Annotated in this window: 14 protein-coding genes and 1 pseudogene; 2 read left to right on the forward strand and 13 right to left on the reverse strand. The window is 60.0% G+C overall.

Features of this window, described 5'->3' with window-relative positions; translation table 11 throughout:
- A pseudogene (locus JNL55_RS36055) lies at window positions 1-436 on the forward strand (hypothetical protein); the annotation flags it as partial.
- Here JNL55_RS36055 and JNL55_RS36060 read toward each other — a convergent pair.
- The 6 genes from JNL55_RS36060 to JNL55_RS36085 all read right to left on the reverse strand — a co-directional run bounded on the left by JNL55_RS36060 (window position 403) and on the right by JNL55_RS36085 (window position 8,829).
- Complete coding sequence (locus JNL55_RS36060; RefSeq protein ID WP_293866524.1) at window positions 403-2,100, reverse strand: amidohydrolase; 1,698 nt, start codon at window positions 2,098-2,100, stop codon at window positions 403-405. The pseudogene JNL55_RS36055 and the gene JNL55_RS36060 overlap by 34 nt on opposite strands.
- Before the next feature lie 3 nt (window positions 2,101-2,103).
- On the reverse strand, window positions 2,104-3,930 hold the full coding sequence (locus tag JNL55_RS36065) for a CocE/NonD family hydrolase (protein WP_293866527.1): 1,827 nt from the start codon (window positions 3,928-3,930) through the stop codon (window positions 2,104-2,106).
- A gap of 31 nt (window positions 3,931-3,961) precedes the next feature.
- Complete coding sequence (locus JNL55_RS36070) at window positions 3,962-6,520, reverse strand: TonB-dependent siderophore receptor (protein ID WP_293866530.1); 2,559 nt, start codon at window positions 6,518-6,520, stop codon at window positions 3,962-3,964.
- 145 nt (window positions 6,521-6,665) lie between these two features.
- Complete coding sequence (locus JNL55_RS36075) at window positions 6,666-7,634, reverse strand: FecR family protein (protein WP_293866533.1); 969 nt, start codon at window positions 7,632-7,634, stop codon at window positions 6,666-6,668.
- Window positions 7,631-8,137, reverse strand: a complete 507-nt coding sequence (locus JNL55_RS36080) for an RNA polymerase sigma factor (protein WP_293866537.1) — start codon at window positions 8,135-8,137, stop codon at window positions 7,631-7,633. Before JNL55_RS36080 ends, JNL55_RS36075 begins: the two co-directional genes overlap by 4 nt.
- Window positions 8,138-8,268: 131 nt before the next feature.
- Window positions 8,269-8,829 (reverse strand): aspartyl/asparaginyl beta-hydroxylase domain-containing protein, encoded by a 561-nt coding sequence (locus tag JNL55_RS36085; protein ID WP_293866540.1) that lies wholly within the window; start codon window positions 8,827-8,829, stop codon window positions 8,269-8,271.
- Window positions 8,830-8,876: 47 nt separating this feature from the next.
- On the opposite strand from JNL55_RS36085, the gene JNL55_RS36090 reads away from it, so the two are divergent.
- Window positions 8,877-10,580, forward strand: coding sequence for a tetratricopeptide repeat-containing sulfotransferase family protein (locus JNL55_RS36090; RefSeq protein WP_293866542.1), 1,704 nt, complete (start codon window positions 8,877-8,879; stop codon window positions 10,578-10,580).
- Here the strand turns inward: JNL55_RS36090 and JNL55_RS36095 are convergent.
- From JNL55_RS36095 to infC, 7 genes are all read right to left on the reverse strand, one after another.
- The gene (locus JNL55_RS36095) at window positions 10,577-10,933 is read right to left on the reverse strand and encodes a MerR family transcriptional regulator (protein ID WP_129777477.1); all 357 of its coding nucleotides are present in this window, start codon (window positions 10,931-10,933) and stop codon (window positions 10,577-10,579) included. The two genes, JNL55_RS36090 and JNL55_RS36095, sit on opposite strands and share 4 nt — an antisense overlap.
- Window positions 10,914-11,213, reverse strand: a complete 300-nt coding sequence (gene ihfA, locus JNL55_RS36100; RefSeq protein ID WP_066919939.1) for an integration host factor subunit alpha — start codon at window positions 11,211-11,213, stop codon at window positions 10,914-10,916. The genes JNL55_RS36095 and ihfA overlap by 20 nt, the downstream gene beginning before the upstream one ends.
- A 13-nt stretch (window positions 11,214-11,226) precedes the next feature.
- The gene (pheT, locus tag JNL55_RS36105) at window positions 11,227-13,605 is read right to left on the reverse strand and encodes a phenylalanine--tRNA ligase subunit beta (protein WP_293866553.1); all 2,379 of its coding nucleotides are present in this window, start codon (window positions 13,603-13,605) and stop codon (window positions 11,227-11,229) included.
- A gap of 33 nt (window positions 13,606-13,638) precedes the next feature.
- Window positions 13,639-14,667, reverse strand: a complete 1,029-nt coding sequence (pheS, locus tag JNL55_RS36110) for a phenylalanine--tRNA ligase subunit alpha (protein ID WP_293866556.1) — start codon at window positions 14,665-14,667, stop codon at window positions 13,639-13,641.
- Window positions 14,668-14,798: 131 nt separating this feature from the next.
- On the reverse strand, window positions 14,799-15,167 hold the full coding sequence (gene rplT / locus JNL55_RS36115; RefSeq protein ID WP_293866559.1) for a 50S ribosomal protein L20: 369 nt from the start codon (window positions 15,165-15,167) through the stop codon (window positions 14,799-14,801).
- A gap of 11 nt (window positions 15,168-15,178) precedes the next feature.
- On the reverse strand, window positions 15,179-15,376 hold the full coding sequence (gene rpmI, locus JNL55_RS36120) for a 50S ribosomal protein L35 (RefSeq protein ID WP_293866561.1): 198 nt from the start codon (window positions 15,374-15,376) through the stop codon (window positions 15,179-15,181).
- 142 nt (window positions 15,377-15,518) lie between these two features.
- Window positions 15,519-15,898 (reverse strand): translation initiation factor IF-3 (gene infC / locus JNL55_RS36125; protein ID WP_293866564.1); only part of this gene is annotated, 380 nt, incomplete at its 5' end.

The following is a 15,898-nucleotide window of genomic DNA, read 5'->3' on the forward strand; positions in this document are numbered from 1 at the left end:
CACCGACGCCGGCGTGTGGTTTAGTGGCTTGCACACTCCGTGGTTACTACACACCAACGGTCGAGACTTGAAGCTCGCGGCTGCGTTGCCGCCCGGCACGCACAACGCGCAGCCGTACAACAATGGCGTGCTCTATAACGACACGACCGCCGAACGGGTTTGTTTCCAAACGGGGAGTCAGCTGATCCAGCTGCCGCTGCCGCGCTTTGCGCGCGAGCAGGTACTCAATATCGACCGCTTTGAATCCAACGTGGCGCGAGCAGGGTTCGGCCGCGGCTTGTGCGTGCTGCCGAACGGCTGGATTGCCGCCGGCAGCTCGCCTTCAACGATTGCGATCTATGACCTTCAAGCCCGCCAGCGCGTGGCCCAGGTCAATCTCTCCATGGATGTGCGCAATGCCATTCACGGTTTGGCCGTTTGGCCCGGCGCCAGATAGCGTTCTTTGCCGCCGATGACCGTGCGCAGAGCTTTGACCTTGGGAATCTGATCCGCTGGAATGCTGAACAGGTCGGCAGACAGCACCACGAAATCCGCCAACATACCGGCCTTCAACGCACCAACACGCTTTTCTTGAAAGCCTGCGTAAGCATTGGCAGAGGTGTACGCACGCACCGCTTCGACGACCGAGATCCGTTGCTGAGGTTGCCAGCCGTTGGGATTCTTGCCATCGATGGTGCGGCGGTTCACTGCGGCGTCGATGCCAGTGATGGGATCGAGCGGCGCCACCGCCCAGTCCGAACCGAACGTCAACACCACGCCCGCATCCAGAAACGAGCGAAACGCATACGTGCCTTTGAGCCGCTCCGCACCGATGCGCTTCTCCGCCCAGCGACCATCGTCGATAGCGTGGTAAGGCTGCATGGATGCGATCACGTTCAATTGCTTGTACTTGGCGAACGTGCCAGGCCGCAGGTGTTGCGCGTGTTCGATCCGAAAGCGGCGATCTCGCGAACTGTCTCGCTTCATCGCTTGGGCATATTGATCCAACAGCCAATCGTTGGCGCGATCGCCGATGGCATGCACAGCGATGTGCAACCCGGCTCGGTCGGCACCCTCGATACGCGCAGCCAAATCCTTCGGATCCACCATCGTCAAACCGCTGGTCGACGGCGCATCAGTGAAGGGCTCGTAGAACCACGCAGTAGTGGAGCCGAGCGAACCATCGACGAAACCTTTGACGGCCCCCCAACGCAACCACTCATCGCCTCGGCCGTTCGCTTTCACAAACTCGGCGAGCTTGGCCCAATCCGCGATCGGCACGAACGAGTACACGCGCGTGCCCAGCTTGCCTGCCGCGTGCACTCGGCGAAAGCTTTCCAGCGCCACCCAATTGCCGTCGCTCATGTCATGGATCTGAGTCACGCCATGCGACAGCGCTTCTTGGAAGCCACGTTGCAGGGCTGCGTCGATCTGCTTATGCGACGGCTGAGGGATGGCTCGATACACGGCATCCATCGCCGTGTCCTTGAGCAAGCCCGTGGGTTTGCCCTTCGCGTCCCGAATGATTTCTCCGCCCACCGGGTCCTTGGTGCTGTCACCAATACCGGCGAGCTTCAGTGCAGCCGAGTTTGCCAATCCCATGTGACCGTCGAGGCGCACGACGAAGACTGGCGTGTTGCCGGTCTGCGCGTCGATCCAGCTGCGCTCCGGAAGCTTGGCACCCCACAGCTCATGATCCCAATTGCCGCGCAGAATCCATTCGCCCGGTTGCGCCTTCGCGCGAGCGGCAATCCTTCGTGAGAACTCTTCAGGAGTCGCGGCATCGCGCAGATCGACGTCGGCCAGCGACAGCGACCCATCGACGAAGTGGGTGTGATTGTCGATAAAGCCCGGCGTAATCAGCCGCCCACCCACATCGATCACCTTGGTCTTGTCGCTCGCCAATGTACGCACGGCCGCGTTGGTATCGACGGCCAGAATGCTGTCGCCCTTGACCGCAATTGCCTGCGCGAACGAGCCATCCTTCGCATCCGTCCAGACTCGTGCATTGACATAGATGGCGTCGGCTTTATCCGCAGCCAACGCGCTCTGACAGAACGAAGCGACCAGGCAAGCGGCACTCAGCCCGACACTCAAGCAAGATTTAATAACACGCTGCATGCATTACCTCTTCAGCACGGGCAGAACCAGATGCGACGCGAACGACGCCGAGCGACACACTCGCTGGGTGGCCTTCACGTAGTCCTCGGGCTTGGCACGATAGATATTGACGAACTGTTGCGGATTGCGGTCGATGTACGGGAAGAACGAGCTCTGCACCTGCACGCCGATGCGATGACCTTTCTTGAAGGTGTGGAACTTGTCGAGAATGTCGAACCGGATCGGCGTGACTTCGCCAGGCTTCATAGGCTCAGGCTTGGAGAAGCTGTTGCGATACCGGCCTCGCATGATCTCCATACCCACCGGCAATTGATAGCCTGGCAGTTCCTGAGCGTCGTTGGGATGAATGTCGATCAACTTCACCACCCAATCCGAATCGGTGCCCGTGGTCGACGCGAACAATTCGACACCGATCGGACCGGCGATGGTGACGTCCTGAGCCAGCGGCTCGCTGCGGTAGGCCAGCACGTCGGGCCGAATCGACATGGGGCGTTGATCTTCGATGCGCCAAGTGTTGCTCACCGTGTTCGAGATCTCACTGGTGTACGGCACCGGCTTGGCGGGGTCGCTGACGTATTCGTCGCATGCCGCCGCGTCAGTCTGCGCCGGCTTGGTCAATGACAAACCGCCGCCCTGTTGCAAATAGAGATTCTGAGCGACCGCCGCTTTCGGCGGCCATTGCTCGAAGCGATGCCACGCATTGTTACCAGTCTCGAACATCACCGCTTCGGGCTCCGCCCAGTCGCCGCGGTCTTTCAAGTAACGCTGGAAGAACGGAAACACCACTTCGTTCTGGTAGTACTCCGAGGTCGCCGACCCGAACTTCACCGGCCCGAGACTGGAGCCGTCCTCGGCGCGCCAGCCGCCGTGGCGCCACGGGCCCGCGACCACAGTGTTCTTGTTCCGTTGGTTCTTTTGCTCGATGGCCTTGTAGGTAGCCATGCTGCCGTAGGGGTCGAAGGTGTCGAACCAGCCCAGCACATTGAGCACCGGCACCTTGATATTCACCAGCGGATCGAGTGCGTTTCGTTGCTGCCAATACTCGTCATAGTCCGGATGCTGAATGGTTTCGTCCCACTGCTTTTCCAGCACACCGCCAAAGTACTTGGCATTGATGCCGTCGATGGGGCCGGCATTCAGAAAGAACTCATAGTTCCACGGCGTCCCGTAAGCTGGATCGGGGGTTTTCGTTTCGGCATGCTCGCCGCGTGCTTTACTGGACGCCCCCATGTAATGCACCCAATCCAGAATCTCCTGGATGAAAGCACCGTTGTGATGGAAGTCGTCGCCGAAGAACGCGTCTGCGGTCGTGGCTTGCGGCGACGCCGCTTTGAGCGCCGGATGCGGCTGAATCACGCCCATCACCGTCATCCAGCCATCGTGTGAAATGCCCCACTGGCCGACGCGACCATTGTGGCCCGGCACTTTGCGTAGCAGCCATTCGATGGTGTCGTAGATATCGGTGCTCTCGTCGATGCCCTGCTTGCCTTGCCGCTGCAGACGATAGTTTTCCCACTGCCCTTCGGACTTGTAACGACCCCGCACGTCCTGTAGCACCAGGATGTAGCCGTCGCGCAGGAATGCATCTGCCGGCGCCATGTCCTTGGCCGCGTGATAACGGTCCGCCCCATAGGGCGCAACCGAGTACGGCGTACGTTTGAACAGAAAGGGATAACGCTGCGAGGTGTCTCTGGGGGTATAGACGATGGTGAACAGCTTCACCCCGTCCCGCATCGCTATTTGATACTCGTGTTTCTGGTAGTGCGCTTTGACATCGAATTCTTCCGCTTGAGCCGTGCCAACGAGCAGCAGGAGTGCGAGTACTCGCACTCCGCTTCGCCAAATAGAATGTTTCATATTTTTAGAAGGTGCGAGTAATGCGTCCGATAAATTCACGCGCCGGGTTGGGCGAGATGCCGTACTCGACCGACAGATCCTGCCCGTCGGGGGAGTAATACAGCTCATTGAACACATTGGTCACGCCCAGCTCGAAGCGCCAGTTCTCGAGGCCATAGTAGAACACGCGCAAATCGACCTCAGTGTAATCATCAAATAGATTCTCGAACCTGGCCCCCGCGGCTGGGCCAAAAAATGGTCGGATCGTGCCACGGTGCTTGTAAACGATACCGCCACCGGCGCCGAAGCCCCGCCAAGCTCCTTCCTGAATTTCGTAGCTCGAATAGAACGACGCACCCGCCCTGGGGCCGAACGGCGACGGATAGCCGTCGAACTCACCGCCGACGTACTCGTTCTCCATGGCGGCCAATGACAGGTACACGTCCCAACCAGACAGCACTTCGCCCTGCATATCGACTTCGATACCCTGCGAACGCTGTTCACCCAGCAAGCGCGAATATGGAGTGTTGAGCACACTCTCAGCCAGCGGGCCGCGCTCCAGCCGAAACAACGCAGTCGACCAGGATAGACGGCCGGCGAACAGGTCGCCCTTGAAGCCTATCTCATAGGATTTGCCGCGCTCGGGCCCGAGGAAATTGCCGTCCTCACCCACGTCGGTGCGAGGCACGAACGTATCGCCGTAATTGATGTAACCATTCACTCGCCGAGTAAACGCGTAAGTCATGCCGGCCTGATAGGTCCAAGCGTCGGCCTCGATACGCTGATACGGCCCGAGCGGCGCTCGATACTCCTCAATGGAGCAGCATGCCTCCGACGTGGCCAACTCTGCCTTCGAATAACGCGCGCCGAGGATGACTTTCAAATCATCCGTAGGCTTGAGAATAGCCTGCAGAGTTGCGCCGTATTCCTTGTTGTCGTACTTGCCCTTGAACACGCCGACTTCGTCGAAAGTACCGGCCGGCAGCTGATCGGGATCGTAGGCACCGATGCTCGACGGATGCCGCGGCAACAGGCTGAAATCCAGATCGTTGATGCCGAAGCCGGTGGTTTCGCCCGAGGCCACCAGATAGCCCTGCTGTTGTGAGCCGTCATAGCGCGCATAGTCGAAACCGAAGAACAGCGTATGGTCGCGGCCGAACAGCTCGACGTCGCCGAACAGATTGACCTCGCCGGAGAACACATCGTCGTCGTTCTCGTTGTCGTAGAGCGTCACCGGCAGCAATCCGTCCGGGCTCATCACACCATAATGGCCGAGAGCGTTGCGCTCGCCGTTGAAATGATTCGACTGCACGCTGCCACGGAACATCCAATCGTTGCCGAAACGGTGCTCGGCGACCGCCTGTAGGAACAATGCTTCGGTAGCCGCCTTGCTGACGGGCATGCCCAACGTGTACAGCGAGCGACTCACATTCGGTATGCGATAGCTTGCTGCCGCATCGGGATCGCCGCCGAGGTACTGCAACCCTCGGCCGAAGTCCACACTGAAGTCATAGTTCTGATACTGGGCACGAACCAACACCGAGGTGTCATCGTTGAACTCGTACTTGATGCTCGGCGCAATCACGTAGCGCTTGTTGAAGCCGTAGTCGACGTACGATTCTTCATCCAGATACGCGGCAACGATGCGTCCCTGCAGCCGCTGATCGTCGGTCAGCGCGCCATACGCATCGAAATCGGCGCGATAGTGGTTGTAGCTACCGCCCTCCACGCTGATGGAGCCGCCTGGCTCAGCTTGAGGCTTTTTCGAGATCGCGTTCAACGTGCCGGCAACTTGCGATTGGCCGTACATGGTCGACGTCGAACCCTTGATGATCTCGAACCGCTCGAACGGCGCCAGATCCAGATTGATGCCGCCGGTCATGCGGAAACCGTCGACCTTGATGGCCGAAGTATTGGTGCCGCTGCCGTAGGAGACACGGAAGCCACGGTAGAAATTTCGGATGTAACCGTCTTGCGCGTGTGCCGCGACACCGCTTGCGTCGATCTTGTAAGCGTCCTCGAACGATTTGATGGACGCGAAGTCGATCACGTCTTCGGTGATGAGCTTCAAGCTCTGCGGCGTGTCCTTGGTGGACAGCGGCATCTTGTTGGCGCTCTCCACGGTCTGATAGTTGAAGTTCAGGCCCGTGACGACCACTTCCTCGAGCGACTCGCCCGATTTCGCGACTTCGGCCGTGCTGGTCGACGCTGCCTGCTCAGCCTGAGCCAAACGCAAGCGCGCACTGGGTGCACTCTCATCCATGAGCAATGCGCCCGTGGTCGCGACACGCTTGCTCGGACGCGACGCGCTGTTACTGCTCGCGGTCGCCGACAACACAATGGTTCGCTCATCCAAGAAGCGATGCTGAATGCCGCTGCCCTTGAGCACTCGTGCCAGCGCTTGGTCGATGCTGAGCTCGGCGTTGAGTGGCGGCGCGATGATGCCGTCGACCAGCGACGCGTCGAACACGATGTTGACGCTGGACTGTGTGCCGATAGCACTCAGCGACGCGCTCAACGGCTGACTGGGAAGATTGAAGTAAGACGCGTCCAATGCGACTGCGGCCGTTGCGTGGCAAGCCAAGACAGTGGCGATGGATGCAGCAAGACCAGGATATCGACTAATCATAAGCTCCCCTGCTCGGCGCCGTGGCGGCCGGCGTTGTTGTTGGCATCGGAAGCTAAGACACGCTGCGTTACGAACCCCTCATCAGTTGCAACGTAGGCAATTACAAACTCGGTACGCCACTCAATACGATCGCGCCCTCCTGTTCGCTGACGGTCAGGTGATAAGTTTCGGCAATGGCCCGCGCGAACAATAAAGAGTCCCCAGCGCGAAACACACCGCTGATTCGCACATGGTCAGCAGGCTCGCTATCGAGCGACAAGCGCAACGTGCTGTAACGATTCATCTCGGCGATGGCATCGCTCAATGGTGTCGACTCGAGCACGACCTGCCCGCGCTTCCAAGCCGTTGCGTGATCGATATTCAATTGCTCGACGCGCGCGCTCGCACCGGCGGAATAGGTCACCCGCTGGCCCGGCGTCGCAATTTTCAAAACAGCTGCTGGCGCCACGGGCCGCACAACATCCACCGCAATCTTGCCTTCCACTAATGTGACTGCCAGATCCTGTTGATCTCGCCGCACCACGAATGCAGTGCCGAGCGCAGTGATGGTTCGATCAGATGCGGTGACGACGAAGGGCCAGTCCGCACGCTTGGCCACTTCGAACAGCGCCTCGCCTGCAGTCAGTCGTACTCGACGAGCATGACGGTCATAGTCGATGGTCAAACGGGTCGCGGTATTCAGCGAGATTCGAGAGCCATCCTCCAGTGTAAGAATGCGCTGCTCACCCACATCCGTCGACACGCTGCCGTCTCTATACATCAACACGCTGAGCGTGCCGACGAGCGCGACAAACGTCATCGCAAACGCCAGTTTCATGAAGTTCGAGGCGCGGCTGATTCGATGTCGTATCGGCGGACTGCGCGGTACCAACGATGCAGGCACTCGCGACGCGCTCTCCCAAAGCTCGTTAGCTTTCTCAAACGCCGCGCGATGCTCGGGGCTTTCGTTCAGCCAATCCCGCAGACCTGCATCCACGCTTGCATTTCGTTCGGGCGAATGCAGACGCGCGATCCACACAGCCGCTTCTCTGCGCAGCGGTGCCGATGGAGTATTGGTGCGTTCGGTCACGGCGGCGTCTCGCTACGATCCACCGCATCCATCAGCACAGCCATGGCCCAGGCAATGTGCTTCTCGACAGAGCTGACGCTCACACCGAGCTGGCGCGCGATTTGTGTATAGGTGAGGCCATCGACGCGGTGGAGCAAAAAGGCTTCGCGCGACCGCGGCTCGATAGAATCCAACAGACGAGTCACATGCGACAACGTCTGCTGAGCGGTCAACGCTTCTTCGGTAGGCGGTCTAGGATCGATCAATGCCAACTCTTCCACTGGCTGGCCGACATGGAAGCGATCGTGCGAGTCGCGCACATGGTTCATGGACAGGCGCATCGCCGTCCGCACCAACACCTTCTCAGGCTCGCGAGCCTCATTGCCTCGTTCGCAGTACTGGTGCACGCGTAGATACGCTTCCTGAATCAGATCTTCGGCCTCTTCCCGGGTACGGCCGTAGAGCATGAGCTGGCGAGTCAGCCAGCGCAGGTTCGACCGGAGCCAGTCAGCCAGGATCTGCATCGCATCGACTATGCCTGTGAGCCACCGGCAAAAACAGTTCCTTAGGGCTGTTTTGAGTCGCTATTGGGCCTGTTTTACGCCGTTTTTCGGCACACGGACGACTTGATGAGGAACTCGCCGCCGGCCGTGTCTTAGCTTGAATGGCCTGCCGCCGCGTGCGGTGGCAGGTAGTCGAAAATCAGATGAATGCGAGCTTGCTGGCCGCGATTGACCACCTGATGCAACACGTTGTTGTTCAACTCGAAGCCGAAGTGGGCACGGGGCGGCACTCGCTCGCCGTTCACGACGAACTCGACGGCCGGATTCGTCACGAGCGGCACGTGGATGCGATGAGCGGCCGCAAACGAAGGATGGGAATCGCGATGCTTGGCGATGCGGGCACCAGCGGGCAAGCGCACTACCATTGCACGCAACAACGTGCCGCCAGGGACGTAGTGTTTAGCAACGACCTCATGCATCACCGGCAATGCCGCTGCTTGCAACAACGGCCAACCGGCGCACTGAACTACATTGACTTCAGGCCAACCATGACACGACAACAATAGGACGGATTGCGTCTGCGCATGGACATCGTGTTCCACCTGACGCTGCGGATCCGCCGCCCACGCGCTTTCATCGAGCGCCAGCACCTGGCGCGTCAGCTCGGCGCAATCGACAGGGCCCAGCGGGCGAGTGGCAGCATGGATGAGCACGGCGGATATGCTAGCTTAGGAACAGGCCGCTGACGAACTGACGCACGATGACTCACGTGACAGCCACCGGCAATTCAAACTCTCGCCCGCTCGATGAGCGGCTCGCTGATGCCTTTGCACGCCACAAGTCCGGCGACGTGCAGTTTGCGTATCGGGTGTATCGCGAAGTTCTGGACCAGCAACCGAACCACGCCACTGCCCTTCACTATCTTGGCTTGCTTGCTCAACAAACCGGTCGAACCAGCGAAGCCCGCGACCTGTTACAACGCTCCATCGAGATCGAGCCGAACGATCCGCGCGCTCATAATCATCTAGGACAGATTCTGTTCGCACTCAATCGGCGCAACGAGGCTATCGCTAGTTTCGAGCACGCATTGGCGCTCGATCCCGCGCATACCGACGCGATGAACAATCTCGCCAACGTCATCAAGACGCGAGACCTGGCACGCGCCATCAGGTTGTATCGTCGAGTCTTGGAGCTGCGCCCGGACACGAGCCATGCAGCGTATAACTTAGCCAATGCGCTGCAATCGAACGATGAGTATGGCGAAGCTCAGCAGCTGTTCGAGCGCGCCCTCGAACTCGACCAGGACAATCATCTAGCGCATCACAATCTCGGCGTGCTGCTGGAACAGCAAGGTCACTTCGACACAGCGACCGCGCATTACCTGGCAGCCCGACGCATCAATCCAAAATATGCGCGCTCGCTGGCACGCTTGCTGTCCTTACGCTCATATGAGCCGGACGAACACAGCGTGCGCGACGCGGAAGCCATGCTGACCTCGCCGCGGACAGCACAGCCAGATCAAGTGAGATTGCATGGTGGCTTAGGTAAGCACTACGAACGGCATGCCGACTATGGCAAAGCGTTCGAGCACTTCACGGCCGCGAATACGCTGAGCGCCGCCCAGTCCGCGTCATTCGATATCGCGCGAGTGCGAACCTTCTTCGACCGCATCATCGGCACGTTCACGCAGGCCTACTTCGAAGCCGCTCGGCCGCCGGGCCACACCACCGCTCAGCCTATTTTTATCGTGGGTTTACCGCGTTCGGGCACCACGCTCGTCGAACAGATTCTCGGTAGCCATCCTGCCGTGCTCACCACCGGTGAATTGCCCGCCATTTCGCGAATCGTTCGAAACATGTGGCCGCCGTATCCGGAGCCTGTGGCAACGGCTGAAGCCACGATGATCGACGAATGGGCCAACGAATATGTGCGTGAGCTACATACGGTTGCTGCCGGTCACAGCAACCTCACCGCGGACTCGGCAGTGCGCATCACCGATAAGTTTCCGCTCAATTTTGTTCATCTCGGCCTGATCGCCGCGTTGTTTCCAAACGCACGCATCGTTCATTGCCGCCGACATCCGCTCGACACCGGCCTGTCGTGCTACACGGAACGCTTCGGACTAGAGGATGACTTCACCACGGATCTGCGCCATTTCGGCGAGTACTTCCTGGAGCACGAGCGCCTGATGAATCATTGGCGCCAAGTGCTACCGATCCCGATCCTGGAAGTTCGCTACGAGGAGTTGGTGGCCAACACAGAAGAATGCAGTCGAGCGTTGGTCGCTCACTGCGGCTTGGAATGGGACGCCGCCTGCCTGGCCTTTCAACAGCATGAAAGAATCATCCAGACGCCGAGCCGTTGGCAGGCACGGCAAGCCATCTACCGGACGTCGGTGGGTCGTTGGCGGAACTACGAGAAGCAGCTGGCGCCATTGCGCGAGCTGCTGAATAGCGTGGATTAGCGGCGGAGAATCCGCAGCACTTCTTCGAGCTCGACCCGGATCTGGCGCACGATCTGTTGCGCCTGGGTCAGATCGTCACGGGCTTCGTCGCCACCCAAGCGATTGCGCGCGCCGCCGATGGTGAAACCCTGTTCATATAATAAGGAGCGGATCTGCCGGATCACCAGCACGTCCTGGCGCTGGTAATAGCGCCGATTGCCCCGCCGCTTCACCGGCTTGAGCTGCGGAAATTCTTGCTCCCAATAGCGCAACACATGCGGCTTGACGCCGCACAGCTCGCTCACCTCGCCGATGGTGAAGTAGCGTTTGCCGGGAATCGCCGGCAGTTCGCTGTTATTGCCGGCTTCCAGCATAGGCTTCGACTCGAGCTTTCAGTTTTTGGCCGGGGCGGAACGTCACCACGCGACGGGCGCTGATGGGGATTTCTTCGCCAGTCTTGGGATTGCGCCCGGGGCGTTGGTTTTTGTCGCGCAAATCGAAATTACCGAAGCCGGACAGTTTCACCTGCTCACCGGTCGACAGCGAGGCGCGCAGCTCCTCGAAAAACAAATCCACCAGCTCGCGGGCTTCACGCTTGTTGAGACCGAGCTGGTCGAACAATGCTTCTGCGATCTCCGCTTTGGTCAGTGCCATGCTGTGGTCCCGCTCATTGATCCCGGAGGGTGGCGTTCAGATGACGGCCCAGTTGTTCGACGACCTGCGCCACCAGGGCGTCGGCTTCGTTGTCCGTCAGCGTCCGGGAAGTATCCTGCAATTGCAGGCCTAAGGCTATGCTTTTCTTGCCTTTCTGCAACTGTTGCCCCTGGTAGACCGAGAGCACCGTCAGGCGCTTGAGCAAACTGCCGGCACTCTTTTCCACCACGGCGCGAACCGCCTCCACGGGCAGGCCTTCGTCGACGATGGACGCAATATCGCGCCGAATGGCGGGGTATCGGGAGATCTCTTGGAACTGCGGCACCACTGCCGCCAGCCCGGCGGCCGTCTCCAGCTCGAACACGAACACCGGATATGTCAAATCCAAGCGACGCGAATGCTCGGGATGGATGGCTCCCAACCAACCGACGGCGCGCGCGCCTCGGTATATCCGCGCCGATTGACCGGGATGTAACGCTTGATGCGACTCAGCGACGAAACGGAATTCGTCCGCGGCTCCACTCAGTGCAAGCAACGCTTCGAGATCGGATTTGACGTCGAAGAAGTCCACCTTGCGCGAATCGCCGTCCCACTGCTCGGGCAACACCGAACCGGCGACCACACCGGCGATCACCTCGGTCTCACTGTCCGCCGCATAACGGCGGCCAATTTCGAACAGACGAACGCGCGGCTGTTGGCGGCGCTGATTGCTGCCGAGTGCCTGAAGCAAGCCCGGCCACAGCGACACACGCATGACAGCGAGTTCAGCGGAAATCGGATTGCTCAGCGGCACCGCCGGTTCCGGACACAGCAACGCCTGAGCGACCGCATCGGTGAAGGCGTAGTTGATGGCTTCTTGATAGCCGCGGTCCACGAGTAGATCGCTGGCTCGCTCGTTACGAACTTGCGTTTCGGTCCACGGCGCCATTTCGTGCGAGCCGACCTCGGCTTGCTCGGGAATGTTCTCGAAGCCGAACGAACGCGCGACTTCTTCGATCAAGTCTTCCTCGATACGAACGTCGAAGCGCCAGCTCGGCGGCGTGACCTGCCACTCGCCTGCTCCGCCACTCACGGTCATTCCCAGCCGAGTCAGCAAGGACTGCACGATGCCCGCATCGATCTTCACGCCGAGCACGTGCTCGACACGCTTGTGACGCAGACGGATCGGCGGCACCGCTGGATAACTACGCGACGCGCGCGTAACCACTGTCGGGCCGGCCTTGCCGCCTGCGTTATCGAGCAACAACTGCGTAGCACGCTCCACGGTGCGCTCTTGTAACTCCGAGTCGACACCGCGCTCGAAGCGCTGCGAAGCATCGGTAATCAAACCATAGCGACGGCCCCGACCCGCAACGTCGTTCGGATCGAAGAACGCGCACTCGAACAGCACGTCGACAGTGCCGTCGGCGATACCCGAGTCTTCGCCACCCATCACGCCAGCCATGCCGAGAATCGAACGCTCATCGGCAATGACCAGCACGTCCGGGGTCAGCACGATCTCGCGACCATCGAGCAGCGTCAGCTTCTCTCCCGCTTTGGCGAAGCGAACACTGATGCCGCCATTGAGCTTGCTGAGGTCGTACGCATGCATCGGCGCGCCGAGCTCCAACATCACATAGTTGGTGATGTCGACGACCAGGCTGATCGGGCGCAAGCCGACACGACGCAAACGTTCCTGCATCCAGAACGGCGACTTCGCATTCGGCCGAATGCCACGTACCACACGACCGACGAACTTGTAGCAACCGACCGGACCGTCCGACGCAGCGGTATCGATGCGAACCGGGAAAGTATCGTTGATGGTCGCCGCGACTGGATTGATCGCCGGCGGCTGCAACGGCTTGGCACGCGCAGCGGCCACTTCACGAGCGACGCCTTGCACACTCATGCAATCGCCACGATTGGGCGTGAGGTTCACTTCGAAAATGGTGTCGTCGAGACCGAGCGCCGAAACCAGATCCTGACCGGGCTTCAAGTCCGCCGGCAGATCGTACAGACCCGACGCTTCTTCATTGATGCCGAGCTCGCGAGCCGAGCACAACATACCGAACGACTCGACGCCGCGCAGCTTGGCCTGCTTGATCTCGGTGCCGTTGGGCAGCTTCGCGCCGATCGTGGCCAACGGTGCTTTCATGCCGACGCGAACATTGGGCGCGCCGCAGACGATCTGGAATTCCTGCGTGCCAATGGAAACGGCGCAGACGTTCAACTTTTCCGCGTCGGGATGTTTGGTCACCGACTTCACTTCGCCCACCACTACGCCGGGCAACGACGGACCGGCGGCCGAGATCCCTTCGATCTCCAGGCCCACCATGGTCAACGAGTGCGCCAGTGCCGGGACGTCAGTGCCCGTGTCCACCCAGTCGCGCAACCAATGCAAACTGATCTTCATCGCTGTCTCGGTGCATCCAGGTCAATCGGACAATCAGGCGAACTGCTTCAAGAACCGCAGGTCGTTCTCGAAGTACAGGCGAATGTCGTTGACGTTGTAACGAAGCATGGTCAACCGATCGATGCCCATGCCGAAGGCATAACCGGTGTAACGCTCCGGATCGATGTTCACGGCCTTCAACACATTCGGGTGCACGACCCCGCAGCCGGACACTTCCACCCAACCCGTCTGCTTGCACACGCGACAGCCCGAGCCGCCGCAAGACACGCAGGAAATATCGACTTCAGCCGAGGGTTCCGTGAACGGGAAGTACGACGGACGCAGCCGCATCTTCACGTCCTTCTCGAACAGCTCGCGCATGAAGCCATGCAGGATGGCCTTCATGTTGGCGAACGTGATGCCTTCGTCCACCACCAGCCCTTCGAGCTGATGAAACATCGGCGTGTGCGTCATATCCGAATCGGAACGGTAGACGCGGCCCGGCGCGATCAACCGCAGCGGCGGCTTCGACTGTTCCATCGAACGCACCTGCACCGGTGAGGTGTGAGTACGCAGCAGGCGGCCGTCGCCAAAATAAAACGTGTCATGCATGGCCCGAGCCGGATGATTCTCGGGAATGTTGAGCGCGGTGAAATTGTGCCAGTCGTCCTCGATTTCCGGACCGTCGGCCACCGTGAAGCCGGCGTTGCGGAAAATCTGCTCGATGCGACGGCGCACCCGAGTGACTGGATGCAGCCCACCGATGGCCTGGCCACGGCCCGGCAAAGTCACATCGACCGCATCGCTGGCGAGTTGCGCCGCGAGCTTGGCCGATTCGAGCGCGGCGCGACGCTCTTCGAGCGCGGCCGTCAATGCTTGTTTGGCTTCGTTGATCTTGGCGCCGGCAGTGCGGCGCGCTTCGGGATCCATGCCGCCGAGCGACTTGAGCAACTCGGTGACCGAGCCTTTCTTGCCGAGCAAGCGAACGCGGATTTGCTCCAGGTCGTCGATGCTCGCCGTCGCCGCGATCTCGTGACGAGAAGCGTCGATCAACGCGGGCAGAGCTTGAACCGAGTCGGTCATGGCGGTGGCGATCTCTTGGGCGTCTCGATGGAGCGGCGATCCAACAATACAGGCTTCACAGACGAATCGGGCGTCGCTAGGACGCCCGATTCTCTCAACACTTCAAGCGCCCTAATCAGTGGGCGCCGCGATCAGGCTGCTTGTTTCAGCAGACTGTCCCGCGCCTTCTGCGCGATCACTGCAAACGCCGCCGGATCGTTCATCGCGATGTCGGCCAGCACCTTGCGGTCGATCGCCAGACCGGCGAGGTTCAAGCCAGCGATCAGCTTGCTGTACGACAAGCCGTGAACGCGTGCTTCAGCATTGATACGCGTGATCCACAGAGCGCGGAAGTTGCGCTTGTTGGTCTTGCGATCGCGATACGCGTACTGGCCGGCCTTGATGACGGCCTGCTTAGCGGCGCGGAAGACTTTGCGACGGGCGTTGTAGTAACCCTTCGCCTTCTTGAGAATCTTTTTGTGACGGGCGCCAGCGATGACGCCTCTTTTAACGCGTGCCATGGTTTATCTCCTCACTTCGCGTTCGGGAGCAGCTGCTCCATACGGACCAGATCCTGCTTCGCAACCATCGACGGCGCGCGCAGCTGACGCTTACGCTTGCTCGGCTTCTTGGTGAGGATGTGACGACGATGCGCTTGGCCGCGCTTGAAACCTTTAGCAGTCGGGCGAAAACGCTTCGCCGCTGCCCGGTTGGTCTTCAACTTAGGCATTGAACTTCTCGACTAATTGTTAGCCCTTGGAGTACGCCTCTTGCGAGAGCGCCTGTTGGGGCGGGACAGCTCCGACCTTTTAATGAGTCGGCGCCGTTCGCTTGTTGCGACTTGGATTAGAAGTCGCTTGTTGTTCGACGACCTACTTCTTCTTAGGTCCGAACATCATCACCATCTGCCGTCCTTCCATGAGCGGGTTCTGCTCGACCGTGGCGAACGGCGCCAGATCGTTCTGTACCCGGCCCAGCAATTCGCGGCCGACTTCTTGATGAGCCATTTCTCGGCCACGGAACCGCATGGTTACCTTGGCCTTGTCGCCCTCTTCCAGGAAGCGGATCAGATTACGCAGTTTGACCTGGTAATCGCCGTCCTCGGTGCCGGGGCGAAACTTCACTTCCTTGATCTGTATCTGCTTCTGCTTGCGCTTCGCTGCGTGCGCCTTCTTGTTCTGTTCGAACAAGTATTTGCCAAAGTCCATGATGCGGCAGACCGGCGGCTCCGCCGTCGGCGAAACCTCGACCA

The organism is Steroidobacter sp. (genome assembly GCF_016790065.1).
Lineage (GTDB): Bacteria > Pseudomonadota > Gammaproteobacteria > Steroidobacterales > Steroidobacteraceae > Steroidobacter.

Excerpts from the sequence above, each read along its gene's own strand:
- JNL55_RS36080 (WP_293866537.1), bottom strand. The coding sequence starts at position 8,137 with ATGCAGATCCTGGCTGACTGGCTCCGGTCGAACCTGCGCTGGCTGACT.
- JNL55_RS36095 (WP_129777477.1), bottom strand. The coding sequence starts at position 10,933 with ATGCTGGAAGCCGGCAATAACAGCGAACTGCCGGCGATTCCCGGCAAA.
- pheT (WP_293866553.1), bottom strand. The coding sequence starts at position 13,605 with ATGAAGATCAGTTTGCATTGGTTGCGCGACTGGGTGGACACGGGCACT.
- pheS (WP_293866556.1), bottom strand. The coding sequence starts at position 14,667 with ATGACCGACTCGGTTCAAGCTCTGCCCGCGTTGATCGACGCTTCTCGT.
- JNL55_RS36090 (WP_293866542.1), top strand. The coding sequence starts at position 8,877 with ATGACTCACGTGACAGCCACCGGCAATTCAAACTCTCGCCCGCTCGAT.
- ihfA (WP_066919939.1), bottom strand. The coding sequence starts at position 11,213 with ATGGCACTGACCAAAGCGGAGATCGCAGAAGCATTGTTCGACCAGCTC.
- JNL55_RS36060 (WP_293866524.1), bottom strand. The coding sequence starts at position 2,100 with ATGCAGCGTGTTATTAAATCTTGCTTGAGTGTCGGGCTGAGTGCCGCT.
- rplT (WP_293866559.1), bottom strand. The coding sequence starts at position 15,167 with ATGGCACGCGTTAAAAGAGGCGTCATCGCTGGCGCCCGTCACAAAAAG.
- rpmI (WP_293866561.1), bottom strand. The coding sequence starts at position 15,376 with ATGCCTAAGTTGAAGACCAACCGGGCAGCGGCGAAGCGTTTTCGCCCG.